This window comes from Escherichia sp. MOD1-EC5495 (genome assembly GCF_002965965.1).
In the GTDB taxonomy this organism is placed as follows: Bacteria; Pseudomonadota; Gammaproteobacteria; order Enterobacterales; family Enterobacteriaceae; genus Escherichia; species Escherichia ruysiae.
The window spans coordinates 1-24,105 of sequence record NZ_PTRI01000013.1 but is presented as its reverse complement, the minus strand read 5'-3'; the positions used below and the strand labels follow the sequence as shown (position 1 = coordinate 24,105).

Annotated in this window: 21 protein-coding genes, 1 tRNA gene and 1 pseudogene; 6 read left to right on the top strand and 17 right to left on the bottom strand. The window is 50.6% G+C overall.

Features of this window, described 5'->3' with window-relative positions; translation table 11 throughout:
• Nucleotides 1-107 precede the first annotated feature (107 nt).
• The 3 genes from BEG40_RS12125 to trmB form a co-directional block, all read right to left on the bottom strand.
• Nucleotides 108-827 carry a YggN family protein gene (locus tag BEG40_RS12125; protein WP_000984799.1) on the bottom strand — a complete coding sequence of 240 codons (720 nt, stop codon included), beginning with the start codon at nt 825-827 and terminating at the stop codon, nt 108-110.
• 182 nt (nt 828-1,009) lie between these two features.
• Nucleotides 1,010-1,336: a YggL family protein gene (locus BEG40_RS12120; protein ID WP_001107564.1), complete on the bottom strand. Its 327-nt coding sequence runs from the start codon at nt 1,334-1,336 to the stop codon at nt 1,010-1,012.
• Nucleotides 1,336-2,055 carry a tRNA (guanosine(46)-N7)-methyltransferase TrmB gene (gene trmB, locus BEG40_RS12115; RefSeq protein ID WP_000786919.1) on the bottom strand — a complete coding sequence of 240 codons (720 nt, stop codon included), beginning with the start codon at nt 2,053-2,055 and terminating at the stop codon, nt 1,336-1,338. The genes BEG40_RS12120 and trmB overlap by 1 nt, the downstream gene beginning before the upstream one ends.
• Before the next feature lie 160 nt (nt 2,056-2,215).
• On the opposite strand from trmB, the gene mutY reads away from it, so the two are divergent.
• From mutY to nupG, 4 genes are all read left to right on the top strand, one after another.
• Entirely contained in the window at nt 2,216-3,268 is a 1,053-nt protein-coding gene (gene mutY / locus BEG40_RS12105) for an A/G-specific adenine glycosylase (protein WP_105285471.1), read from the top strand.
• A 27-nt stretch (nt 3,269-3,295) separates the two neighbouring features.
• Nucleotides 3,296-3,571 (top strand): oxidative damage protection protein, encoded by a 276-nt coding sequence (locus BEG40_RS12100; protein ID WP_000091700.1) that lies wholly within the window; start codon nt 3,296-3,298, stop codon nt 3,569-3,571.
• Nucleotides 3,572-3,635: 64 nt separating this feature from the next.
• Complete coding sequence (gene mltC / locus BEG40_RS12095; RefSeq protein ID WP_105285470.1) at nt 3,636-4,715, top strand: membrane-bound lytic murein transglycosylase MltC; 1,080 nt, start codon at nt 3,636-3,638, stop codon at nt 4,713-4,715.
• Nucleotides 4,716-4,917: 202 nt separating this feature from the next.
• Nucleotides 4,918-6,174 carry a nucleoside permease NupG gene (gene nupG / locus BEG40_RS12090; RefSeq protein ID WP_001049785.1) on the top strand — a complete coding sequence of 419 codons (1,257 nt, stop codon included), beginning with the start codon at nt 4,918-4,920 and terminating at the stop codon, nt 6,172-6,174.
• Between the two features lie 48 nt (nt 6,175-6,222).
• Here nupG and speC read toward each other — a convergent pair whose 3' ends face one another.
• Both speC and BEG40_RS22100 read right to left on the bottom strand, forming a co-directional pair.
• On the bottom strand, nt 6,223-8,358 hold the full coding sequence (gene speC, locus BEG40_RS12085; protein ID WP_105285469.1) for an ornithine decarboxylase: 2,136 nt from the start codon (nt 8,356-8,358) through the stop codon (nt 6,223-6,225).
• A gap of 161 nt (nt 8,359-8,519) precedes the next feature.
• A complete protein-coding gene (locus BEG40_RS22100) occupies nt 8,520-8,603 on the bottom strand; it encodes a hypothetical protein (RefSeq protein ID WP_219906480.1) in 84 nt (27 codons plus the stop codon).
• Between the two features lie 152 nt (nt 8,604-8,755).
• Between BEG40_RS22100 and BEG40_RS12075 the strand changes: the two genes are divergently transcribed.
• Entirely contained in the window at nt 8,756-9,463 is a 708-nt protein-coding gene (locus BEG40_RS12075; protein ID WP_000234520.1) for a DUF554 domain-containing protein, read from the top strand.
• A gap of 104 nt (nt 9,464-9,567) precedes the next feature.
• Nucleotides 9,568-9,643: transfer RNA gene (locus BEG40_RS12070), tRNA-Phe, on the top strand.
• Between the two features lie 76 nt (nt 9,644-9,719).
• On the opposite strand, the gene BEG40_RS12065 is transcribed toward BEG40_RS12070, so the two are convergent.
• The 12 genes and pseudogenes from BEG40_RS12065 to BEG40_RS12010 all read right to left on the bottom strand — a co-directional run bounded on the left by BEG40_RS12065 (nt 9,720) and on the right by BEG40_RS12010 (nt 23,948).
• Nucleotides 9,720-11,123, bottom strand: coding sequence for a VasL domain-containing protein (locus BEG40_RS12065; protein WP_105285468.1), 1,404 nt, complete (start codon nt 11,121-11,123; stop codon nt 9,720-9,722).
• Between the two features lie 89 nt (nt 11,124-11,212).
• Nucleotides 11,213-11,665: a type VI secretion system baseplate subunit TssE gene (gene tssE, locus BEG40_RS12060; protein ID WP_001000322.1), complete on the bottom strand. Its 453-nt coding sequence runs from the start codon at nt 11,663-11,665 to the stop codon at nt 11,213-11,215.
• Nucleotides 11,658-12,194 (bottom strand): type VI secretion system lipoprotein TssJ, encoded by a 537-nt coding sequence (tssJ, locus tag BEG40_RS12055; RefSeq protein ID WP_016231433.1) that lies wholly within the window; start codon nt 12,192-12,194, stop codon nt 11,658-11,660. Before tssJ ends, tssE begins: the two co-directional genes overlap by 8 nt.
• Nucleotides 12,175-13,278 (bottom strand): type VI secretion system baseplate subunit TssG, encoded by a 1,104-nt coding sequence (gene tssG / locus BEG40_RS12050; RefSeq protein WP_032159876.1) that lies wholly within the window; start codon nt 13,276-13,278, stop codon nt 12,175-12,177. The genes tssJ and tssG overlap by 20 nt, the downstream gene beginning before the upstream one ends.
• Entirely contained in the window at nt 13,233-14,996 is a 1,764-nt protein-coding gene (gene tssF / locus BEG40_RS12045; RefSeq protein ID WP_105285467.1) for a type VI secretion system baseplate subunit TssF, read from the bottom strand. The genes tssG and tssF overlap by 46 nt, the downstream gene beginning before the upstream one ends.
• 53 nt (nt 14,997-15,049) lie before the next feature.
• Entirely contained in the window at nt 15,050-15,304 is a 255-nt protein-coding gene (locus BEG40_RS12040) for a hypothetical protein (RefSeq protein ID WP_238145706.1), read from the bottom strand.
• A gap of 276 nt (nt 15,305-15,580) precedes the next feature.
• Complete coding sequence (gene tssA / locus BEG40_RS12035) at nt 15,581-17,176, bottom strand: type VI secretion system protein TssA (RefSeq protein WP_105285466.1); 1,596 nt, start codon at nt 17,174-17,176, stop codon at nt 15,581-15,583.
• Nucleotides 17,176-20,589, bottom strand: a pseudogene (locus BEG40_RS12030) (ImcF-related family protein). Before BEG40_RS12030 ends, tssA begins: the two are co-directional and overlap by 1 nt.
• Complete coding sequence (locus BEG40_RS12025) at nt 20,576-21,736, bottom strand: KPHS_23130 family T6SS system protein (RefSeq protein WP_105285465.1); 1,161 nt, start codon at nt 21,734-21,736, stop codon at nt 20,576-20,578. Before BEG40_RS12025 ends, BEG40_RS12030 begins: the two are co-directional and overlap by 14 nt.
• Entirely contained in the window at nt 21,737-22,006 is a 270-nt protein-coding gene (locus BEG40_RS12020) for a PAAR domain-containing protein (protein ID WP_016158925.1), read from the bottom strand. It lies immediately after the preceding gene.
• Between the two features lie 286 nt (nt 22,007-22,292).
• Nucleotides 22,293-23,072: a hypothetical protein gene (locus BEG40_RS12015; protein ID WP_105285464.1), complete on the bottom strand. Its 780-nt coding sequence runs from the start codon at nt 23,070-23,072 to the stop codon at nt 22,293-22,295.
• Nucleotides 23,073-23,174: 102 nt separating this feature from the next.
• Complete coding sequence (locus BEG40_RS12010; protein ID WP_105285463.1) at nt 23,175-23,948, bottom strand: hypothetical protein; 774 nt, start codon at nt 23,946-23,948, stop codon at nt 23,175-23,177.
• Nucleotides 23,949-24,105: the final 157 nt, after the last annotated feature.

Genomic DNA, 24,105 nt, shown 5'->3' with positions numbered 1-24,105 from the left:
CAATTTACAACGTGAATGAATTTTGGAGATCTATAAAGTTAGAGGCAGGTAACAAAACGAAGAATTAAACGGCATAAAAAAGTATTATGCCGTCTTAGAATAGAGGATTATTTCAAATTCCCGACCAGGGCTTTGCGGCTGTCTTCCAGTGTCACGACACGGCTACAGACATCTTTGCCAAACTGCTGGAAATCTTTTTCCTGCTTTTTCCACTCGGTTTGGATTGAGGATTGCAGCCCCCCCAGGCTTCCCAGCACGTTCTGTAATGGGTTACCGCCGCTTTTCAGCACCGCTTTCGCGCCCATTTCATTAATGCTGTCCTGCAAAATACCGCCCATTGCCTGATTCACTAACTGCTGGCCTTCGGCGCGAACCTGATCGATAGCTTTATAGTGGAACGTCAGGCCATCGCTGCGCGTTTCGATAATGCGGTTCATCTGCTCTTTTAATTGCGCATCCAGTTTGGTCAGACGGCTGCGCATTTTGCTGCTTTCGCCCATCTCCTGAACGATAATTTTATCCAGCGCGACGCGAGCTTTCTCGACGCGACTTTTCGCGCCTTCATCAATCCACGGTAACGTACTGCGCAATTCTGCCTGATAATCCTTCGCCTGCTCGCGTTGGGCAGCGTTCAGAGAATATTGTTTGCCGTTGTACATCACGTTGCCGTCTGGCGTGATCACCAGATTGCCGTTTTCGCCCTTCACCTGCACGGTTTGCGGGCTGACAATCACATCGTCACGCGGCGTGACGCTGCACTGGTAGTCGGCGTGAGCGGTCATTGCCGTCACTGAAAGTGCTGCCGCCAGCAGCATTTTGCGCATCATAATCTTCCCTCAAGAACAAATCAGGCCAGCATTTGCTGGCCCAGATTGATAACAAAGTGCGCGTTGTCCATGCCGGATGCGGCGTAAACGCCTTATCCGGCCTACTCGATCGTGCATCTTTGTAGACCTGATAAACGTAGCGCATCAGGCAGTTTTGCATTTGTCATCGCCCGTATGTTTTCTTAGTCCCACCAAACGTCGAAAAGTTCGCTGGTGCGTACCTCATCCAGTTTGCGCTCTTCCAACCACTTACGCACAATCGCTTGATGTTCTTCGGTGCATTTGCCGATTTCCTGCATACAGATCAGACCTTCCCAGGCCAGATAGCCGCTGCCGTCAAAGGCCAGTTTGTTCGGTTCGATAACCTCGTTAATAAAGTCATCAACGGTTTTATCAATTTGTTCTTCCGATGTACCTTCCGGGAATCGCCATGCCACCGAAAATCCTAATTCCTGGAATTCGTCGATGTGCATTTTTTTACGCAGACGACGGCTACGGTTCTTTGCCATTATTTCACCCTCTCGAACATTAAGTCCCATACTCCGTGACCAAGACGATGACCACGTTGTTCAAATTTCGTCACCGGACGTGATGCCGGACGCGGTACGTAATCGTTGCTCTCTGACAGGTTTTTATAACCGTCAATGGAAGACATCACTTCAAGCATATGTTCCGCATAAGGTTCCCAGTCGGTCGCCATATGGAATACGCCCCCCAGTTTCAGTTTGCTTTTTACCAGCTCAGCAAACGGCACCTGAACGATACGGCGTTTATTATGGCGCGCTTTGTGCCACGGGTCAGGGAAAAAGAGCTGAACCATGCTCAATGAATTGTCAGGAATCATTTTATGCAGCACTTCGACTGCGTCATGGCACATCACACGCAGGTTATCTAACCCTTCTTCATGCGCAGAAGCCAGACAAGCGCCAACGCCCGGCGAATGCACTTCAATGCCGAGGAAGTCCTGCTCCGGGCGCTCTTTAGCCATTGCTACCAGCGAAGCGCCCATGCCGAAACCAATCTCAAGCGTCACTGGCGCTTCACGGCCAAAAAGCGCAGGGAAATCCAGCATATCTTCGCTGAACTCAACGCCCATCACCGGCCAGTAGTTTTCCAGCGCATGTTCCTGGCCTTTGGTCAGTCGCCCCTGGCGGCGCACAAAACTACGGATACGGCGCAGTGGGCGGCCGTTTTCATCAAATTCCGGTGAGATGACGTCGTTTTTCATAAAGATTTAGTCGCTTGTGAAAGTGTTCTGAAAACGGGCATTATCCAAAGTTAGTTGCCGGATGCAAGCATGATAAGGCCGTGGCTGCGGAAAGTTCCGGTTTACACCCTGCCGTCGCTGTGCTGCAATCTTGCCCCCAACTACAGTGAATTCGGTGACCATGCAAGCGTCGCAATTTTCAGCCCAGGTTCTGGACTGGTACGATAAATACGGGCGAAAAACTCTGCCCTGGCAAATTGACAAGACGCCCTACAAAGTATGGCTCTCAGAAGTGATGTTGCAACAAACTCAGGTTGCGACCGTTATCCCCTATTTTGAACGCTTTATGGCGCGTTTCCCGACAGTGACCGATCTCGCCAATGCGCCGCTGGACGAAGTTCTCCACTTGTGGACCGGGCTTGGCTATTACGCCCGCGCGCGCAACCTGCATAAAGCGGCACAACAAGTGGCGACCTTACACGGTGGTAAATTCCCGGAAACCTTCGAAGAAGTCGCGGCGTTACCGGGCGTCGGGCGTTCCACCGCAGGCGCGATTCTCTCGCTTTCTCTGGGTAAGCACTTTCCGATTCTCGACGGTAACGTCAAACGCGTGCTGGCTCGCTGCTATGCTGTAAGCGGCTGGCCAGGGAAAAAAGAGGTCGAAAATAAACTGTGGAGTTTAAGCGAGCAGGTTACGCCCGCCGTCGGCGTGGAGCGGTTTAATCAGGCGATGATGGATTTAGGCGCGATGATTTGTACGCGCTCGAAACCGAAGTGTTCGCTCTGCCCGCTACAAAACGGTTGTATTGCCGCCGCCAATAACAGCTGGTCGCTTTATCCGGGCAAAAAACCAAAACAGACACTGCCGGAACGCACAGGTTACTTTCTGCTGTTACAGCACGAAGATGAAGTGTTTCTGGCGCAGCGTCCGCCAAGCGGATTGTGGGGTGGCTTATACTGTTTCCCGCAGTTTGCCGATGAAGAAAGTTTGCGAGAATGGCTGGCGCAACGGCAGATTGCTGCCGATAACCTGGCGCAACTCACCGCGTTTCGGCATACCTTCAGCCATTTCCATTTAGATATTGTGCCTATGTGGCTTCCCGTGTCGTCATTCACCGGTTGCATGGATGAAGGCAATGCGCTCTGGTATAACTTAGCGCAACCGCCGTCAGTTGGTCTGGCGGCTCCCGTGGAGCGTTTGTTACAGCAGTTACGCACTGGCGCGCCGGTTTAGCGCGTGAGTCGATAAAGAGGATGATTTATGAGCAGAACGATTTTTTGTACTTTCCTGCAACGTGAAGCAGAAGGTCAGGATTTTCAGCTGTACCCCGGCGAACTGGGAAAACGCATCTATAACGAGATCTCCAAAGAAGCCTGGGCGCAGTGGCAGCACAAACAAACCATGCTGATTAATGAAAAGAAACTCAACATGATGAATGCCGAGCACCGCAAGCTGCTGGAGCAGGAGATGGTCAACTTCCTGTTCGAGGGTAAAGAGGTGCATATCGAGGGCTATACGCCGGAAGATAAAAAATAAAAACAGTGCCGGAGCACGCCTCCGGCAACTTGCATAAAAACAAACACAACACGCACCCGGAATGATGAAAAAATATCTCGCGCTGGCTTTGATTGCGCCGTTGCTCATCTCCTGTTCGACGACCAAAAAAGGCGATACCTATAACGAAGCCTGGGTCAAAGATACCAACGGTTTTGATATTCTGATGGGGCAATTTGCCCACAATATTGAGAACATCTGGGGATTCAAAGAGGTGGTGATCGCCGGTCCTAAGGACTACGTGAAATACACCGATCAATATCAGACCCGCAGTCACATCAACTTCGATGACGGTACGATTACTATCGAAACCATCGCCGGGACAGAACCTGCCGCGCATTTGCGCCGGGCAATTATCAAAACGTTGCTGATGGGTGACGATCCGAGTTCGGTCGATCTCTATTCCGACGTTGATGATATTACAATTTCGAAAGAACCTTTCCTTTACGGTCAGGTGGTGGACAACACCGGGCAGCCGATTCGCTGGGAAGGTCGCGCGAGCAACTTCGCGGATTATCTGCTGAAAAACCGTCTGAAGAGCCGCAGCAACGGGTTGCGTATCATCTACAGCGTCACCATTAACATGGTGCCGAACCACCTTGATAAACGTGCGCATAAATATCTCGGCATGGTCCGCCAGGCGTCACGGAAATATGGCGTCGATGAGTCGCTGATTCTGGCGATTATGCAGACCGAATCCTCCTTCAACCCATATGCGGTCAGCCGTTCCGACGCGCTGGGATTAATGCAGGTGGTACAACACACCGCCGGGAAAGATGTATTCCGCTCGCAGGGGAAATCCGGCACGCCGAGCCGAAGTTTCTTGTTTGATCCTGCCAGCAATATTGATACCGGCACCGCATATCTGGCGATGCTGAATAATGTTTATCTTGGCGGCATTGATAACCCAACGTCGCGGCGTTATGCCGTCATCACCGCCTATAACGGCGGCGCAGGCAGCGTATTACGCGTCTTCTCAAATGATAAAATTAAGGCTGCCAACATCATTAATACTATGACGCCGGGCGATGTTTATCAGACACTGACCACACGTCATCCGTCTGCGGAATCTCGCCGCTATCTCTATAAAGTGAACATGGCGCAAAAATCTTACCGTCGCCGATAATTGCACTTATCGCCCCTTGACGATGTCTTGGGGCAAAAGTGTTATCTACATCACAATTATGTTTTGCAAAACGATATTATTTGCAATTATTTGCCACGGGTAACAAAAAAACAGTCAGTGAAGTTGATAGAATCGCATCATCTTGCACGGTCAAATGTGCTTTTTGAAACACTCATCCGCATCATGATGTGAGGAAATTAACATGAATCTTAAGCTGCAGCTGAAAATTCTCTCTTTTCTGCAGTTCTGCCTGTGGGGAAGTTGGCTGACGACCCTCGGCTCATATATGTTTGTTACCCTGAAGTTCGACGGTGCCTCTATCGGCGCAGTTTATAGTTCATTGGGTATCGCCGCTGTCTTTATGCCTGCGTTGCTGGGGATTGTGGCCGACAAATGGTTAAGTGCGAAATGGGTTTACGCCATTTGTCACACTATTGGTGCGATCACTCTCTTCATGGCGGCGAAAGTCACCACGCCGGAGGCGATGTTCCTTGTGATATTGATTAACTCGTTTGCTTATATGCCAACGCTTGGGTTAATCAACACTATCTCCTACTATCGCCTGCAAAATGCCGGGTTGGATATTGTGACGGATTTCCCGCCAATCCGTATCTGGGGCACCATCGGCTTTATTATGGCGATGTGGGTGGTGAGCCTGTCTGGCTTCGAATTAAGCCACATGCAGCTGTATATTGGCGCAGCTCTCTCAGCCGTTCTGGTGCTGTTTACCTTTACGCTGCCGCATATTCCGGTTGCTAAACAGCAAGCGAATCAGAGCTGGACGACTTTGCTGGGGCTTGATGCATTCGCGCTGTTTAAAAACAAGCGTATGGCGATTTTCTTCATTTTCTCGATGTTGCTGGGTGCGGAACTGCAGATTACCAACATGTTCGGTAATACTTTCCTGCACAGCTTCGACAAAGACCCGATGTTTGCCAGCAGCTTCATCGTGCAACATGCGTCGATCATCATGTCGATTTCGCAGATCTCGGAAACTCTGTTCATTCTGACCATCCCGTTCTTCTTAAGCCGCTACGGCATTAAGAACGTAATGATGATCAGTATTGTGGCGTGGATCCTGCGTTTTGCGCTGTTTGCTTATGGCGACCCGACTCCGTTCGGTACTGTACTGCTGGTGCTGTCAATGATTGTCTACGGCTGCGCATTCGACTTCTTCAACATCTCTGGTTCAGTGTTTGTCGAAAAAGAAGTCAGCCCGGCAATTCGTGCCAGTGCGCAGGGGATGTTCCTGATGATGACCAACGGCTTCGGCTGTATCCTCGGCGGTATTGTGAGCGGTAAAGTGGTTGAGATGTACACCCAAAACGGCATTACCGACTGGCAGACCGTATGGCTGATTTTCGCAGGTTACTCCGTGGTTCTGGCCTTCGCATTCATGGCGATGTTTAAATACAAACACGTTCGTGTCCCTGCGGGCACACAGACTGTTAGCCACTAATTACGCAAAGAGAAACGGGTCGCCAGAAGGTGACCCGTTTTTTTATTCTCACTTCAATACATAACCGTACAACCGTTTCATGCCGTCCGCATCAGTTTCGCTATAGACACCTTGTAGCTCCGGCGAAAACCCCGGCAGCAAATTCACGCCTTCTTCCAGTGCGAGGAAATAACGCTGTACCGCGCCTCCCCAGACTTCCCCCGGCACTACGCAAAGCACCCCCGGCGGATACGGCAGCGCCCCTTCAGCCGCAATTCGCCCTTCGGCATCACGAATCCGCACCAACTCCACTTCGCCGCGAATATAGGCGCTATGCGCATCCTGTGGATTCATCACCACTGGCGGGAAACTCTGCTGGCGGAACATCGCTTTTTGCAGGTCTTTGACGTCGAAGCTGACATACAAATCGTGCATCTCCTGACACAACTGGCGCAAAGTGTAGTCGCGGTAGCGCACCGGATATTTGTTATAAACACTCGGCAGCACCTCAGCCAACGGCGAATCACCCTCAATATGCTGTTCAAACTGCGCCAGCATCGACACCAGTTGTGCCAGCTTCTCGTGACTTTCCGCCGGTGTTAATAAGAACAAAATGGAGTTGAGGTCGCACTTTTCCGGTACGATGCCGTTCTCACGCAGATAATGCGCCAGAATCGTCGCCGGTACGCCAAAATCGCTATATTCACCGGTTTCGGCATCGATACCTGGCGTGGTCAGTAACAGCTTGCACGGATCAACAAAATACTGCTCTGCGGCATATCCCTCAAAGCCGTGCCACTTTGCTCCTGGTTCAAAGCTGAAGAAACGGCGGTCACTGGCCAACGCTGACGTCGGATAATCCTGCCACAATTTGCCATCGACAACGGGTGGGATAAACGGACGGAACAGCTTACAGCGTGCAAGAATCGCCTTGCGCGCTTCAATTCCCGTCTCAACGCACTCAGCCCACAGCCGACGACCACTCTCCCCTTCATGGATTTTGGCATTGACGTCCAGCGCGGCAAATAGCGGATAGAACGGGCTGGTGGAAGCATGGAGCATAAAGGCATTATTCAACCGCTTATGCGGGCAAAAACGCGCCTGCCCGCGAATATGGTTATCTTTTTTATGGATCTGCGACGTCTGCGAGAATCCCGCCTGCTGTTTATGCACCGACTGGGTAACAAAGATCCCCGGATCGTTTTCGTTAAGTTCTAACAGCAGCGGCGAGCTATCCGCCATCATCGGGATAAACTGTTCATAACCGACCCATGCGGAATCAAACAGAATGTAATCGCACAGATGCCCAATGGTATCGATCACCTGACGGGCGTTATAGACAGTGCCGTCATAGGTTCCTAACTGAATGATCGCCAGGCGAAACGGGCGCGATTGCTCAGCTTTTTCTGGCACGACGTCGCGAATTTGCTCGCGCAAATAATCTTCATTAAAACAGCGCGCATCAATACCGCCGATAAAACCGAACGGGTTACGCGCGGCCTCCAGATACACCGGCGTCGCACCGGCCTGAATCAACGCGCCGTGATGGTTCGACTTATGATTATTGCGGTCAAACAGCACCAGATCGCCACGTGTTAGCAACGCATTGGTCACGACCTTATTCGCTGCTGAAGTACCGTTAAGAACAAAATAGGTTTTATCGGCATGAAAAACTTTGGCTGCGAATTTCTGCGCATCTTTCGCCGAGCCTTCATGGATAAGCAGATCGCCCAGTTTCACATCGGCATTACACATATCGGCGCGAAAGACGTTCTCACCGAAGAAATCGTAAAAATGGCGTCCGGCTGGATGCTTCTTAAAGAACGCGCCATGTTGATGCCCTGGACAAGCAAAGGTGCTGTTGCCCATCTCAACGTACTGCGTCAACGTGTCATAAAACGGTGGCAGCAAATTCTCTTCATACTGACAAGCAGCAGACTCCAGCTCCAGCCACTGCTGCTCGTTACCGTTGATAATCGCCGTAATGCCCGCAGGCACTTCAACAACATGTTCGGAATACAAAAACACCGGTAGATGAAAACCGGTGCGCTTAAGCAACGCAAGAATGCCACTGCGACTATCCGCAGCGGTAATGACGACTGCCGCGACGTCCGTAAAATCAGTATCTTCCAGCGCCACCACGCGACGATGGGTAGAAAGTCGGGAAACCAGTTCATAACTGGCGGCAATACTCATTGATTTCATAAGCGCAAACCCGTTTCGGGGAGGTAAGAATATCGGACAAGATGAAAAACCTTGCCCCATGAGATGTGGGTCAAACTGGTCACCAGCTCCGACCGCCAGACATCAGTAAAAGCAGAAACGCTCTGATTTTACTGTTGTCCTGCAGTAAGCGTGCGTTAACTTCACCGCATGAGCAGTAACATGGAAAGGGAAGATTTTCGCGCAAAACGGCGAGAAGCGAGAGAATGTAAGGAGGTGGCATGCATCAGGCAAACTCCGTACAGAGAGGAGAAAATTCGCGCAATAATGGCACCTTTCGCTAAAGCGTGCAAGCCAGGACTTTGCGGCCAGACAAGCCATAAACAGGGCAAAAAGTTCATAATAAAAAAATCAAACAATACAGTTAACAGGAACTCTCGTGGTCATCGGCCCTTTTATCAACGCTAGTGCAGTATTACTGGGTGGCGTTCTCGGCGCACTGCTTAGCCAACGTTTACCGGAACGTATCCGCGTCTCAATGACATCGATTTTTGGTCTGGCATCGCTGGGGATTGGTATTTTACTGGTGGTGAAATGCGCCAACCTTCCGGCGATGGTTTTAGCTACGCTACTTGGCGCTCTAATCGGCGAAATATGTTTGCTGGAGAAAGGAGTCAATACAGCGGTTGCCAGAGCGCAGAATCTGTTTCGCCACTCGCGCAAGAAGCCAGCGCATGAATCTTTTATTCAAAATTTTGTCGCGATTATTGTCCTGTTTTGTGCCAGCGGTACAGGGATCTTCGGCGCGATGAATGAAGGAATGACTGGCGATCCGAGTATTTTAATCGCCAAGTCATTTCTTGATTTCTTTACGGCGATGATCTTCGCCTGCTCTCTGGGAATTGCGGTATCAGTAATTAGCATTCCATTGCTCATCATCCAGTTAACACTGGCCTGGGGAGCCGCGCTGATATTGCCGCTAACTACGCCGGCGATGATGGCGGACTTTAGCGCGGTGGGAGGATTATTGCTTCTGGCGACCGGTTTACGCATCTGTGGCATTAAAATGTTCCCGGTGGTCAACATGCTTCCAGCACTGCTTCTGGCAATGCCACTTTCCGCCGCCTGGACCGCCTGGTTTTCCTGAAATGTGTGCAATAGCGGCAAAGTGATGATAGATTGTGCAGTCTGCAGTAATTTGAAGAAATTTGATTGACGAGACGAGGCGAATCAGGTTTAATGCGCCCCGTTGCCCGGATAGCTCAGTCGGTAGAGCAGGGGATTGAAAATCCCCGTGTCCTTGGTTCGATTCCGAGTCCGGGCACCACTATTCATAAGGCCTCGCTGAAAAGCGGGGCTTTTTCTTTTTCTGGCTACGATAAATTTCTGGTCGTTGTTACAGATCATTCATAACCATTCACACCTTTTAGCTTCGAAGCATTCTGTTTAATGTCGGCATACCTGGCGATAAGTTGTTTCAGGCGCATCTCTGCCTGAGCCCCTGCGGCAGGAGGGAGTGGCTGCCCTACCGGCGATTGCGCCAGTATCCGCAGTTGTTCTTCAGCCGGTATGGATTGGTTAAATAGCTGCATAGCGGAATACACCACAGATTTCAGTTCACTGACCGTCATATATTTCCCTTTATGCTCATCCAGTCCGTTCAGTCGTTCACTCAGTTTCTGTAGCGTCATCATTCCCTGATGCCAGCCATTCAGGTTTCCTGTCGGCAATGTGGCAACATTAAGTTGTTGCTGCCACCGTTGCATCAGAGGTTTTGCCCGCTCCGGCCAAATCGACTGGGCTTGTTCGACAAGCTGCCGTTCTCGGGTAATGAGCCAGTCCGGTGGTAGCTTGTCCAGAAGTGCAAGCTGCTGCTGTGTTTGCGTTATTAACGTTTGTGGCAAGGAAGATTGCTGCCGCAATATATCCAGTTGTTCAGGCGTGAGTATTGCGGGTAATGGAGTTAAAGAGGCAGTAAGCTGGGCTTGTAATGGATCCGACCGGTGAAAATATTGCCAGCCCCATACCATTGCTGCACTTATCATCAGCATGGAACACATCCCAGCAACAAAAGATTTCCACCTTTTTACTGGCGCGGGTATTGCCGGAAGTACCTCTACGTTCGGTTGTGTAACATACACCCACTTCACCGTACCGCCTGGCCTTCGGGGATCTTCAAACAGACTTTCAGCATGGGAACCTATTGATATATCGGATCTATTTATTACTGTGGCAGGCGACACGATACCAGACTGAATTGTCGTCCCTGTGCTGGTTGTACCGTCGCTGCTTTCCAGGCTGACAGCGTTGTTGTGTATCAGGGCACGCAAAGTATCCAGTTGGCTGAGATGCCTAAGCTCCAGACGCTGTAATACTTCCCCCAGGCGGGTAAGCAGTTGTTCTGCCCGATACAACTGACCAAGGTCGCTGTATATCAGCGGCAGCGAGCGTATACGTTGCTGCAAACGCTGACTCAGATTACTCAGGATCTCCATTCGAACGTGAACAGGCTGCGGCCAGAGCACGCCCCACTCATGACTTATCAGAGCCTCCAGTATTGCCAGACCTTCATTGAGACCGAATAATCCAGCCAGTTGCGTACGAGCCAGCGTATACCAGGCTGCCGTCTGCAGCTCTACACCATTTTGATCAAACAGTGAGAGACAAAGTTTCTCGACATAATGCCAGTTCACATCCGGACGCGCCGGATGTGTAAGCTTATTCAGTTCATCGCGCAGGGCGGCATAATCCGGTAGCGTGCGCGGGTCACCGCCGGTTTTGATTTTACGTGGGGTTATGTCATTCATGACCTGTTGTCCATCTGACGTGCTTGCGGTTATAGAAGACTATCGTTTCTGCGGCATATTCAGAGCGTTGCCGAATTAAGGAAGAAACATTACATACGAGTTGTCGTGTCGAGATACTGTTGTTGCTTCAAATGCCTCAACAGAACCCGACCTTCGGGTACAAATTCGGTGCTATAACGCACCAGGCCAATACCTTTAAGTTCAGCATCAATGGCATAGCGCAGCTCACCGGGAACCTCTTGTTCCAGCAAAACAACGGTTATTTTTTGCAGGCGTGGCTCATATTTGAGCAGTACAGCAGATAATGCCCCCATAAGTTCATGCGCCATACCCGGCATCCCCTGAAGGATTTTGGTCATATCCGGCAGACCGTAGTCAGGTAAATGCGCCAGCGTACCGGCACGACAGTTAAGAATGCGCTGCATATTGTCCAGCACTGAGAGGATCGTCTGGTTCTGCTCGCTAACCTGATGCAGATCCAGCCCTCCGGTAAAATTCCCAAACAGGATCTCATACAATGACGGATGGGGAGTGTCATTCATCTTTCAGCGCCTTCAGAGTCAGTCGGTTGCTTCCTGCTTCAATGATTCGGGCTTTATCCGGGTCAAGATCGTCACGGCTTAACACCACCCGCCAGGTGTTACTCACCTGATCCGGCGACATAAACATGCCCGCCACCGCCACATACTGCGCACTTTCCTCCATCGGCATATCAACCATCACTGCCCCACCCGGCTTCAGGCGGATATCTTTCTCCGCCACCAGGTCAGCCTTAACAGCCTGACTGTCAGACTTAAACAGCGAAGGATAATCCGTGCTATCGAAGGTTTTGCGATCCTTGAGCTGGTAAATGCGCACCACTATAGACAGCGCCACTTCACTGGCATTGAGGTTCAGCGCCTCGCGTGCCCGAATATCCAGATGCAGGGTTTTCACCTGTTTATAAAAAATCGCTTTTGTCACGGCGACAGTGCCGTCCGTAATGCTCTGGGTCAGGCCACACCCAGCCAGCATCAGTGTGATGCCCGTAGTCAGCGTAACCAGGGGAAATTTACCAGCGATAATCGCCATCTTCATCGGTCTCCCTGCGGTGAATATTTTCCTGTACCCGCTCATAGCGGCCAAGATTGATGGTTATTGTTTTGCTGTATGTAGCTGTGTCCGCCACACTCAGTGGACGCATTACGGCTGTACGCCCTAATTGCACTGCACCGACTGTAGGATTGCTGTTCATTGTGGCATCCGGTAGCAGGCTACGGTCGACACACAACTGCAGGCGGACATCAAGGCGTGAGCCAAGATAGACATGCAACAGAGCCATTAAATCTGTATGAAGCTCACTACCGGGTAACCAGCCCTGCACTTCAGCCGGGTCCGTCGTGGTAAGGCGCATCAACACCCGGCTGTTAACGTCAGTGGCATAGTTGCCCATCACTGGGCGATTTATCAGAGTGGAGGGATTACTCACGCTCATGGTCAGCGTTTTTTTCAGTGGCACCCGGTGTTTGTCGTGATGCCAGATTTTCGCCTGTGTATTGGGTGCCAACAAACGCACCAGAGAGGCCATACCTTCCGCAGTACGCCCCGGCAGCAACATGACTGGCAGTAGCGCCAGAAAGCGTGAGGCGGGAGCGGCGATACTGTCGGTGCAGCCGTCAATCCCAAGCCCAGCCAACCCCAGCAGATACTGCGAGATTTTGTCCTTACCACCTTCTTCAAACGTGGCCGGGTACGAGTATTTACGCCAGATGCGGTAGTATTGGGCAATCAGCCGATGGTTGAAGATATCGAGGAAATCGCTGGTGGCTTCGTACCCTTCGCGGCGCTGGGTGATGTCATCGATATAGTGCGTCGGCAATGGAGATTCCACGCCGTAGAGCCCCATAAATGTAATGCGTACCGTTGGGGGTAAGTGCGGATACTCAGGTAATTCCACGCCTTTGATTTCAGAGGCCGGAAACCCCATCCCCGGATGCGGGCGAAAGCGCACCGGTTCATGCCGTACCTGCCAGGTACTACCGGTGACCGGTTGATCCGGTTGGCTTTGCTCCAGCAACTGGCAGAAGCGGTAAAAATTCATATACGGCAGCCGGTCACCCCACTGTGCGATTAACCGGGCAGGCGCGGGCTGTGGTTCTCTTTCCACCGGATGCATTTTCCTTCTGGCTGGATAATGAGGGTAAGCTGGTTAAATTGGTTCATATCGGCATAGAGCGCAAAGAAACGGTTAAGCATCTCACCAAACAAATGAATATCGCCCTCGCCCGTAAACCCGTTGTTGTCGAGCGTCACTTCAATATCCAGCCCTCGTAACAGGAAGCCCTGTTCGAACCGCTGCAGACGATGATGAGCCACATGCTGAATCGCCTCCAGACGCCGGATGTTCAGTTCATCGTCTTGCCAGTTGTACAGCGCAAGCGTTCCACGCAGCACTTCTGCGGTACTCATCATGTTGAGGAACCCGGCTCCCAGGTGGCTCAGTACTCGCCAGTGGAAACGGTCTTCAGCAGGCGGGTAAACCGGCAGCGTTGGCTTGCAAAGGTTGCGCACTGAAAGCTGCGTATCCACGACCTGCTCACAGCGGTCAAGCAGTGTACTCTGCAGCGCCCGGCGCGGCAGTTGACCGTTCGTGCCGGTGATTTGCAGCGACACAACTTCACGCTCGACAAGTCGATCATCTTCCCACTGATGCCCCCCAAGAATTAACCAGGTGTCATACAGTCCGGTCACGCTGCGCTTAACGCGCGTATGGTAATAGCGCGGAGGCGCATGGCGACGCATCATCCCCCCTTTGTGGCGGAAGCTGCTGAACGGAACATACTCTGCGTCATTGGTTCGGTTTGAACCGGTAACCGAATCCACAGCATAAATCTCGGTATGCCCGTCCTGCAGCCGTTTAGGACGCAGCAGATATTCACTTTCAAGTCCGGTGATGATGAGCGGATCAGCCTCCAGGGTGAACAGGTTAATCACCGGTACGCAGTGAAGGCGAATGGCATCATCGGTGACTGGCAGATCAGGCGGCCACGGTGTACTGAGCACCACTTCAATGTCGAAATACTCCGCCCCGGCAGGAGGTGTGATCCCCTCCAGGCCGTTGAGATGGACGAACATAAACTTGTCCCGGAAGGTAAAGTATTCCAGTAGCAACTGATAGCCGCTGAAAGCACTATCGCCTTTCGGCCACAGGCGGTCTTCTTCGGCAAACCCGCCCGGCGAGAAATACCCGTCAAGACGGATGCGATCAGTCTGACCGGGCAGGCGCATATACAACGCCGCCTGGCGTTTCGTTAGCATCAGATGCAACTGGCTACTGACTGAAGCATCAGCCCCAAGATACAGGCTCAGGCAACTAAGATCAGCATTCGACCAGTCCGCCTGACTGCTACAGGCAAAGCGTATCCGTAGCAGCGAGCGACCGTCAGATTCGGTGGTCATAGTGATGCCCGAAACACTGAGGGGATTGAGCATCACATCCTGCGTGGTACGGTAACGACAAACGGTGTTCCTCGGTCCTATTGGTCGGGAATACACTTCAAGCCCTGCAGGCACCACTTCCGCCATTTTCATGGCGTGTAGCGCCGGGGTAAGTGCCACTACTGAAAGTGAAGGAATAGTGCGCAGATAGTGTGGCCAGAGCATACTGACCAGCCCTTCGGTAAGCTCCGGCAGGTCGTCGTCAATTTTTTCACGCAGCCGCCCCATCGAAAAGGCAAAGCCTTCAAACAGGCGTTCGACATACGGGTCTGGTGTACCGGCTTTATCCATGTCCAACATCGCGGCACGATCTGGATGGGTTTGGGCGAACTCTTTCGCCGCCTCACGAAGGTAGCGCATTTCCGCATCGAAATAGCGTAGTGTTAGATCTTTCATAAAAGAATTACTCAAAATATAGTAAAGAATGTTCTTTTTCCTAAAAGGGAAAGCTATCTCACTACGTCGAGGGGAGTGAGATAAATGGGGTTTACCTTCTCATTTGAAATTTCAAATCCGGCAGATATTTTTCTGAACATAATTCCCCCCATTACCTTGAAGTCAGATAAAAATATATATTTCCGCCGACTACCTGGCATATTCATGGGATAAATAGCGATATCTGACAATCGATAACCTTCAGTATTGAGAGCACAAAAACAGACAATTCCATCAGATGAACTAACCTTAACCTCCTCTTCTGGCATGATTCCATCTCCAGAAACAGGACACCCCGTAAGGATGAATAAACAGATATCAATAAAAGATGTATAAGCCAGAAATTTTTATTCGCCCTGTAAATTAAAGGGAAGACAACTGCCGCAATGAACTCATATTTTGTTATATGGGGTGATTGACATAAATATTGCACTGGCCAGTGAAATTTTCACCCAAAATTAACATCCCTAATGTTTCTTATTTTTTATGAGCCATTCCTGTTCATCCTCCTGATAAATAAATTTTTATCCAGTTAATAACATTCTCTAACCACACAACACTGCGGCCCGCGCCGGATCGAGCTGAATCAGCCCGCCGAGCAATTTTTCCATGGCAGACCCGAGCCGAACCTTGTCTGCCTCACTGCGACCGGCTTTAAGCCGCAGGAGTTTCAGATGGCGCGCCTGAACTTCAAACAACAGTTCAGGCTCCCAGTCGCTAAGAACCACTTCTCTGGCACGCTCACCCAGCTCGGCAAACAGGTGCGCCGCCAGATCATTTTTACCGTACTGTTCAGCAATGCGCCCCATCAGCAGGCGCAACAGCCACTTCTGGCGAACTGTCGTTATGCCGGGCTGGGTCTGTAGCCATCCCAATGCAGCATCCGGGCCTTCATTATCAGCCAGTGCCACAGCTTCAGGCTCCAACGCAAGAATGTCATCGTTACTGGCTATTAGCGGGGCAGATGATGTGTCATTGCTCCATCCGCTCGTCGTATCCAGCACACTCTGTTGGAGCCAGTTCAGCGTTACTTCATCGGCAAACGGCGTTCCGTCACTGAACGCCAGCGTCTCCAGCCCGGATAGCCGCTTCAGCAGCCCTTTCAGGTCAGCGGCGATGATGGCAGCCAGAGTGTCTTTACCGGACTTCGTCAGTGCCTGATGGATATACCACTGCAGATCCAGCCACAAATGATTGGCACCTCGGGAAAAAGTGCTGTCTGCCGTTTCCAGCATTTCCGCCCAGTTTTGTTGCAGGTAAAGGCGCTTGAGCAGTGCTCGCTGGTCAGCCCTGGGAGGCTCGATACGTGTGCGTCCCTGCGCATCCGGAGCCGGAATGGCCCGCAGGGTGTCGTGACGCAGACTTTTCATAAGATGGTGCGCTGACAACCAACCGTCAGGCTGTTCTCGCAGGTATTCACTGAGTGTGCGTGCCTGCGCCAGCAAATCCTGACCAGAAGTGATCCGCCCGATAGCCGGAGCATCGCTGTGGCTCGCCGTGGACGGTATCTCAGTGGCGCTGGCGTTCTGTGGTACAACCGCATCCACACCAACCGCTTTCTGCAGGCGGTTTTCCAGTGCGCCGTACAGCGCATTCAGTTCAGGACGGGTTTCATCCGATTCGTTTTCGGTTAGCTGAGCTATCAGAAGCAGCGCGCCGGTGGTACGCAACGCATCTTCCCTGACCACTTCCGGATACAGTGAAAGGGAATCAGTCATACGTGAACCAGCCAGCCACTCCAGTGCTGCCTTACGGCTGCGGTCACGCTGCGGATGCAGCTGCGTGCCGAAGCGGTCTATCAGACCGGCCAGCAGCTCAAGACCTTCTGCCAGCCCCTGCTCGCCTTCACGATGCAGCCTGGCCCAGCAGTAATACGTCGCCACACGGATATCTTTGGCGGTGGTGGTGAGCAACTTCTCCGCCAGTCGGCAAATGAGTTCGGTATCTGCCCCGGAGAGTTTATTGACCTCCTCGCGCATTTGCTGGAAGTCATCGTCATACCCCGGGTCTTCCCCTACAGATGATGTCCCTGATAACGGCAGCAACCAGTTGTTCCACTGCGCCACGCGCTCACCGGTAGCGCCAAGCAGTATCGCCTGCTCTGTCTGGCAAGCTCTAAGTAAAGTATCCAGCGTACTCATCAGTAAACCGCCTCTGCATTACTGGTCGCGCTGGCAAGCTGGTTTGACGCTGCCACTCTGACCGTGTTGAAGATGGTTCCCGGCAGACGGAAGTTACGCAGTTTCAACAGTGCCAGCGGCCCCTCTCCCACCTCGGAACGCAAGGTATAATTGAGCAGGCGTCCATCCTGAGCTTTCCAGCTCAGTGTGTAGCTACTGCCGACGCCGGGATAAGCACTGATCTCAGCCTTATCAAGCAGGCGTATCCAGCCCCACGTTCCGGGAATATCCGCATACTGACGGGTGCCAGCCTGGGTACTTATCCAGCTCAGGCTCACGCCAGGCGCTTCTGTGTCCGCAGGCTAGGTGAAGCTCCTCCACGCCGGCATCTGATTCACATAGGTCAGTTTTTGGCTGTCGATAATCATGTCGGTTTGCATCACGCCATCAGAAGTGCCTGGGCGCAGTTCGAACTTCATCCCGGCATTACCTTCGGTAAAGGCGACATCCGAGATATAGCTCAATGTGTTGATAGCGTTGAGAAACGCCGGGTTAAAGGTCAGCCCTTGCGAATTGATACTGTCCGGCACCCAGTTATTCCCATTCTTGTGCAGTACGCCTTTCAGGCGTGTCTGCAAAAACTGCGAAATACGACCGGAATCGACATTGAGGTATTTGGCAAGCAGCGGCAAAGATACATCGCTGCTGGCGTTGTTGAACGGATAACGCCCGCCAAAGGCGGAGTTCCACTCGGCAACCACCGCTTGCTGCCACTGGGCATTAAGACTGTCCGCCGCAGGGGTCAGAACCAACTGCCAGGCCTGCTCCATCGGATTTACAAACACTGCGCGCCCAAAGCCACTCCACTCCTGACCAAGCCCGGCGGCAATCAGGCTGCCGTAGTCACGAGTTTCAGTTAGATCTACAGCTTTGCCCTGGAATACCGTCTGAGCAATCGTTTGGGTCATCGCCTGCGGATCGGCGGCATTGGTCACCTGTTGCAGGCGCAGGCGCACCTGCGTCACACGAGTCAGGTACGACTGCAGGCTCTGCTCCTGTGCCCCCGTGCGGCTCTTGTCCATCAACTCCAGCACCGGGCCGAATGTTGCATCCAGCGGTCCATGTACACCTACGCTCTGGTCAATAGCATCCTTGTTGGCATCGCCCAGCAGATTTTTGGCTGATTTCACCAATGAATCTGAAATTGCTTCACCAGTCTGCCCGGTGCGCCCCTGCACGTTCAGGGTGTTCATCAACGCCACCAGAGGTGACTGACGCACGTCAGCCATCAGGGTCAACTGGTCAATGGAGTCCGACAGCGTAGCGGCCTGGTTCCAGCTCAGGCTATTAAGGAACTCCAGCCAGGCTCCGCCAAAGTCTGCGAAATAGCGATCCGTCAGGCGATTTTTCAGCGCCTCAGGGGAGGTCTCGTCCGATTTATTCGCCTGACGCTTACTGTCCGTGAGTACCCAATCGAGCTCGTCCCGCCGCGACTTCACTACTTTCTCGATGGCAGGCTGCACCGCCTGCTCCCATGCCTGACGGGTGAACATCCCCGGCACAATTTCGGTAGTACTGAACAGGCGGGCAGCATCGGTATCACCGGTCATATCCTCCAGGCGCATATCGACATACAAGTGCGCCACCTGCGAAAGCATCTTCTGATAGAGGCTCGACTCACTGTTACGTACCCCCATCAACCGAACCAACAGCGAGCGAGCCTGGCTGACCATGCTTTCATCAGCATGGATCTTCCACTCAGGATGCGTGATCAACTGCGCAGCATAGAACGACAACAATGATGGAGCCATTCCTTGCCAGACACCGTCTTTCACACCGTGACGTTTCGGCCAGTTGTTCAGCAAAGCAGATCTGAACCAGGCGGCGTCCATATGCTCAGGACGCGCCAGCATCAGGTAGAGTTTGAGCTGTTCCCAGGTGCTTTTTGCCCTTTGCTCCCTCAGCGGGCTACCTGGCGACAGCGCATTAAAGGCACTGACCTGCTTTTGTAGGTGATCTGCAGCCGCATCCCGCAGCAGCGGCAGTGCACTTTCCTGATAACGAGGCCAGAGTGTCGTCAGCAACGCATTGTTCTGACTTAATCCCGCCTTTTCATACCAGGGCACACCATGCTCAGAGCGATACTGTAGACGAGCCAACGTTTTTTGCAGCTCAAACAGTGCGTACAAGCGTTGCTCCAGTGGCTGGTTTTGTCGGGAAGCCATCGCTGCCTGGGTATTTGCAGTATTAATCTGACCACGATTAGTCCTCCAGGAGACGCCCATCCAGCCCCCCCACCCCACCATCACCAGGGCAATAACAGACGCTATAACCTTCTGCCATGGAATGCCCGGCCTGACGGGACGCAGTGCGGCAGGAAGCATCCGAACAGATTCAGGCAGAGCATCCCAGCATTTGTCCATTCCCCATTGATGCGGCACGGCACGTTCACCGCTGGCAGAGGGTTGACTGAACACCAGCCCAGCCAGAGGCAGCGGACGGTATGGATTAAGCATCGCCGACAGCGGTGCGGTCACGCTCTCCGGTTTACGGATAAGCTGGTCGGCAAGCCTCAGCAAAAAGTTATGTTTCACCTCACCGCAGGCCTGTTGTAGTCCCTGTAAAGTCAGTTCCGGCGTCAGGATAGCCAATTGTTTAGCTAACCCTTCGGTACAACACCCGGCGGGCAGTTGGCAGCCAGCAGCCTGCACAACACGTCCTTCAGGCTTACCCGCTCGCGGATGCAATGACCAGATATACAGGGGAATCTTCCAGCCCAGCGCCTCCATGCGGCTGCTTATGGCATGAGAAAGAGAGTCCATTGCGCTTTCAGAAGGCACGGGCAACGGCTGTTCCAGACCAGGAACAGACAACTGGTCGAAAGCCGAGGTGACCCACACCAGACCATCCACCGGGCGGCGGCGCAGTTTGCGTAGAGCAGTCAACCAGATATTGTCGGCTGGCGTATTGAGATCACCGCCCCACAAAAGCAGAGTGCCACGATCTTCTTGCCAGAATTGAGCGGTCAGTTTAGGGGTCAGCAGCTCAACATCTGAGGGTGTACCGGTTATCAACAGGATGCGGGTTTTACGTCCCCAGCGACGACCGTAGAGATTACGCATGGCGAGACGGATGGTGTCGACGGTGACGTTATGGGGTGGCGTCCTGGCAACTCTCTGTTCATCAAAAGGCAACACATTATTCTTCTGTTCCTGCCAGCGGTGATATTTTTCTCGCATAAATCGGAACACAAACGGCGTGTAACGAATAATCAGCAGGACAAGCCACACAGATACAAATGCCATCGCCTCTTTCAGGCGTGTATCGAGACCATACTGAGGGCCGAAATGCAGTATCAAACTCAGTATGACAAGAGAAATTAGGGCAACGATGCCAACAAGCCCTCCTCTGCTCCATAAACTAGCCGACATCATTATTATTGCTCCCTGAAGTAACTGTACTGACAAAATGATCAGTTCCAGAAGTAAACAGACCTAAAACGGATGTCTGGCTAACAGATGTAATATCGGAGAGTAATGCGGCCAAAAACCATGCACTACCTGCCCCCGGAATACCGTTATATTTTTCCAGTACATCAATATCCTGGGGCGCCCACGATGTTTGATGTAATTGAGAAGCCATCATTAATTCAGCAAACCAGTCATTCCAGTGCCCATAGTCGCAATAAACTTTTGATGTCTGAGATGCGATCGTTTGTGTTTCCAGAAACAATCCCACATCAGCTTTGAAATGAGCCATATCCAGCGGCATCGGTCGCAAAATGCGGGCAGAATGAGGAAATTGATATTTTTCAGCTACATCATCGCTGGTAAGAAGCACACTCGCCAGTGCATCGGAATATTGTTCAGCCCCATGCTTCTGCAATATGAGGAGCAAATCGATATCCATAGCTGGGCTCTTAAGGCGTTCTTCAATCCAGGAAAAAGAAAGGGTTTCGCAAAAGGAAATAGAACCAGAGATAGCGCGCTCTGGATATATGCTTTCCCAGATTTTTCGAAATTGGGAATCGGAATCGGCAGAAATTTCATCACTTACAACAGTAATATTAAGTTGCACTGTATCTGGCAGCATCGCGATTGCGTTCTGCACACTGGCAAGCCCCAGCTCTAATAAAGAACCAGACATTACGGATTGAGCGTCAAAATGGCTGGTCAGTGAAAAAAGGGACGGCACATCTGATGCCTCTGATTTCGAGATGGCCCTGGCGGTTACACCTGAAGGTAACAGAATACTGCTACCAAGCACCGCCAGATAACGCCCCGCCCAGGATTCCCACTGATGTTGCCCATATTCAGCTTCCTTCTGCAAAAACTGGTGCTCATCAAATGTTCTGCCCCAAAGCCAGCCCCGCAAGCAAAAAAGGAAAAACCAGCAAAGCACTGGGCTTGATGCCAGCCACCAAATGTTGAATCCAGACAATGGTTTAACCATGCCTGACGCATGAAGAATAAACAGCAACACACCCACAACCACGGTAGTACCACCTGCTAAAAGCCACCCCATGAAAGAGGGTTCAGAAGGTAACTCCATCGTTGTTGCTTTCGATCTTTCCCAGCCCATTTATTGTCCTACCGTACTATTCTTAGCACTCGAAATAACCTTACAACCGCACAGGCATTTGCAACCATCGACGACAACAGCACGACCGTTAAAGGTACGGTGTGGCGATCCTTCCACGATGGGATTCGTTCCATGCCCTATAATCGGACAGCTAACAAAATCACCAACTAAAGCAACCTTTTTTCCATCAACAGTAATATTGGAGGAGGCCGAATTAACTTTGCCACCATGCGTTGTTTTATCTCCAAGTAATACCAGACCGTTAGCCACAATGAATTTATCCTGTTAAGGTTTAAAGAATTCTGTCACTAATAAAGAGTTAAAAACGAAATTGAACTATTTTGTATCTACTGATAGAAATAATGTCTTGTTAACAGTTCTACTTATGGTGCAGCCTGCCGATGAAAACAATACTAAGGAAAGCAGAATAATTTTTGATTGGTTATGTATTTTCAATCCCTTCTTCTCAGTATTAAGTCAATCGTAAAAGTATGTTACAGGCCTGCACTTACAATAATTAATCTGCCTCATGCATTTAACAAAAAACCTGTCATTTTTATTTTTTAACTTTCATTTTATCAACCTTATCAAAATCAGGAAAAAGCGATCTTTCTGGTGCATAACTTCCATCCGGATAAATTATCCGGGAGTACACTCCATCAACTTTTCTTTCCGGTTCTATATATCTAACAACTTTCACTTCATCAATTTTAGGGTAAAAATAAATACTGTTGAAATTAGATACTCTGTAAGAAAGAAAACTCTCTTTTCCTAACAGAGAAAGCGATTTTGTCTTCTCTGTTATTTTTCTTTCTCGAATATATGGGTAATATTTAGGCGAAATATGTAAGTCACCCGTAGAGAAGGTAAATTGGCCATTACGCGAAGCATCATTATCAAATGCCAGCATTACCCCTACCGCCGTGCCGGGCACAAGATCCTTACCAAGGTGAGTGGCATCAATATATTCAATGCCAAGTGTTACGGCGCTAAGCGTCCATTTGCATGAGCCGCCGCCTGTCATAGCGACTTTCCCTTTCCAGATGTCCCCACTCTCCTGCTGCACGGGGATCCCGATAACATTGTAGCTGGGCTCGGTGATAACAGAACCATCAAATCCACTGATTCTTTTTTTCATACATTCATACGAGATGTATCTGACCTCAAGCGGGAAAGGTTTCGTATACTGAGAAGGATTTTTTACTTCAACATTGACCCATTTTGTATCTGGCGGTGGAGATAAAGTCTTGTTAACAGTTCTATTGATGCTGCATCCTGATGATGAAAACAAAGCTAAAGAAAGCAGAATAATTTTTGATTGGTTATGTATTTTCAATCCCTTCTTCTCCGTATTAAGTCAATCGTAAAAATATGTTGCAGACCTGCACTTATAATAATTAACCATCCTGATATATTTAACAAAAAAACTCTGTCATTTTTATTTTTTAACTTTCATTTTATCAACTTTATCAAAATCAGGAAACACAGTCCCATCGGATATAATGCTGCCATCTGGATACTCTATTTTTGAATGCGCTCCTTTAATTTTCTTTTCTATCCCGATATATTTCACAATTTTGCTTTCATCTATTACAGGTGCAAATTTAATTTGATTTACATTATAAACACTTAAGGACAGGAAGCTTTCCTTACCTAAAAGGGACAATTCTTTCTTTTTTTCGCCTAGATTCCATTCAGATATATAGGGATAATATTTTGGTGATAAATTTAAATCGCCCTCAGTTGCAGTATATTGTCCGTTTCTGGAAGCATCATTATCAAAAGCGAGCGAAATCCCTACCGCTGTTCCGGGTACAAGATCTTTGCCAAGATGTGTAGCATCTATATATTCGATACCTAAATTGACCGCACTCAACGTCCATTTGCATGAGCCGCCGCCTGTCATAGCGACTTTCCCTTTCCAGATGTCCCCACTCTCCTGCTGCACGGGGATCCCGATAACATTGTAGCTGGGCTCGGTGATAACAGAACCATCAAATCCACTGATTCTTTTTTTCATACATTCATACGAGATGTATCTGACCTCAAGCGGGAAAGGTTTCGTATACTGAGAAGGATTTTTTACTTCAACATTGACCCATTTTGTATCTGGCGGTGGAGATAAAGTCTTGTTAACAGCTCTACTTATGCTGCAACCTGCCGATGAAAACAATACTAAGGAAAGCAGTATAATTTTTGATTGGTTATACATTTTCCATTACCTCTTCTCCATATTGAGCAAACCGCAAAAGCGTATCGTTGCCAGATGGCATGGACAATGTTGGGGAAAGCGATGCGTCAAGCAGTCCTTCTATAGACTGGCCCCCTGAATCTCCAGACAACCAATATCACTTAAATAAGTGATAGTC

What these genes read in the sequence shown, in the direction of transcription:
- tssJ (WP_016231433.1), bottom strand. Translation starts at nt 12,194, where the DNA reads ATGGCGATTATCGCTGGTAAATTTCCCCTGGTTACGCTGACTACGGGC.
- tssA (WP_105285466.1), bottom strand. Translation starts at nt 17,176, where the DNA reads ATGAGTACGCTGGATACTTTACTTAGAGCTTGCCAGACAGAGCAGGCG.
- trmB (WP_000786919.1), bottom strand. Translation starts at nt 2,055, where the DNA reads ATGAAAAACGACGTCATCTCACCGGAATTTGATGAAAACGGCCGCCCA.
- tssF (WP_105285467.1), bottom strand. Translation starts at nt 14,996, where the DNA reads ATGAAAGATCTAACACTACGCTATTTCGATGCGGAAATGCGCTACCTT.
- BEG40_RS22100 (WP_219906480.1), bottom strand. Translation starts at nt 8,603, where the DNA reads ATGCATGCCACCTCCTTACATTCTCTCGCTTCTCGCCGTTTTGCGCGA.
- BEG40_RS12100 (WP_000091700.1), top strand. Translation starts at nt 3,296, where the DNA reads ATGAGCAGAACGATTTTTTGTACTTTCCTGCAACGTGAAGCAGAAGGT.
- mutY (WP_105285471.1), top strand. Translation starts at nt 2,216, where the DNA reads ATGCAAGCGTCGCAATTTTCAGCCCAGGTTCTGGACTGGTACGATAAA.
- BEG40_RS12040 (WP_238145706.1), bottom strand. Translation starts at nt 15,304, where the DNA reads ATGCCAGAAGAGGAGGTTAAGGTTAGTTCATCTGATGGAATTGTCTGT.
- tssG (WP_032159876.1), bottom strand. Translation starts at nt 13,278, where the DNA reads ATGCATCCGGTGGAAAGAGAACCACAGCCCGCGCCTGCCCGGTTAATC.
- nupG (WP_001049785.1), top strand. Translation starts at nt 4,918, where the DNA reads ATGAATCTTAAGCTGCAGCTGAAAATTCTCTCTTTTCTGCAGTTCTGC.
- mltC (WP_105285470.1), top strand. Translation starts at nt 3,636, where the DNA reads ATGAAAAAATATCTCGCGCTGGCTTTGATTGCGCCGTTGCTCATCTCC.
- BEG40_RS12120 (WP_001107564.1), bottom strand. Translation starts at nt 1,336, where the DNA reads ATGGCAAAGAACCGTAGCCGTCGTCTGCGTAAAAAAATGCACATCGAC.
- BEG40_RS12010 (WP_105285463.1), bottom strand. Translation starts at nt 23,948, where the DNA reads ATGTATAACCAATCAAAAATTATACTGCTTTCCTTAGTATTGTTTTCA.
- BEG40_RS12025 (WP_105285465.1), bottom strand. Translation starts at nt 21,736, where the DNA reads ATGGGCTGGGAAAGATCGAAAGCAACAACGATGGAGTTACCTTCTGAA.
- tssE (WP_001000322.1), bottom strand. Translation starts at nt 11,665, where the DNA reads ATGAATGACACTCCCCATCCGTCATTGTATGAGATCCTGTTTGGGAAT.
- speC (WP_105285469.1), bottom strand. Translation starts at nt 8,358, where the DNA reads ATGAAATCAATGAGTATTGCCGCCAGTTATGAACTGGTTTCCCGACTT.
- BEG40_RS12065 (WP_105285468.1), bottom strand. Translation starts at nt 11,123, where the DNA reads ATGAATGACATAACCCCACGTAAAATCAAAACCGGCGGTGACCCGCGC.
- BEG40_RS12125 (WP_000984799.1), bottom strand. Translation starts at nt 827, where the DNA reads ATGATGCGCAAAATGCTGCTGGCGGCAGCACTTTCAGTGACGGCAATG.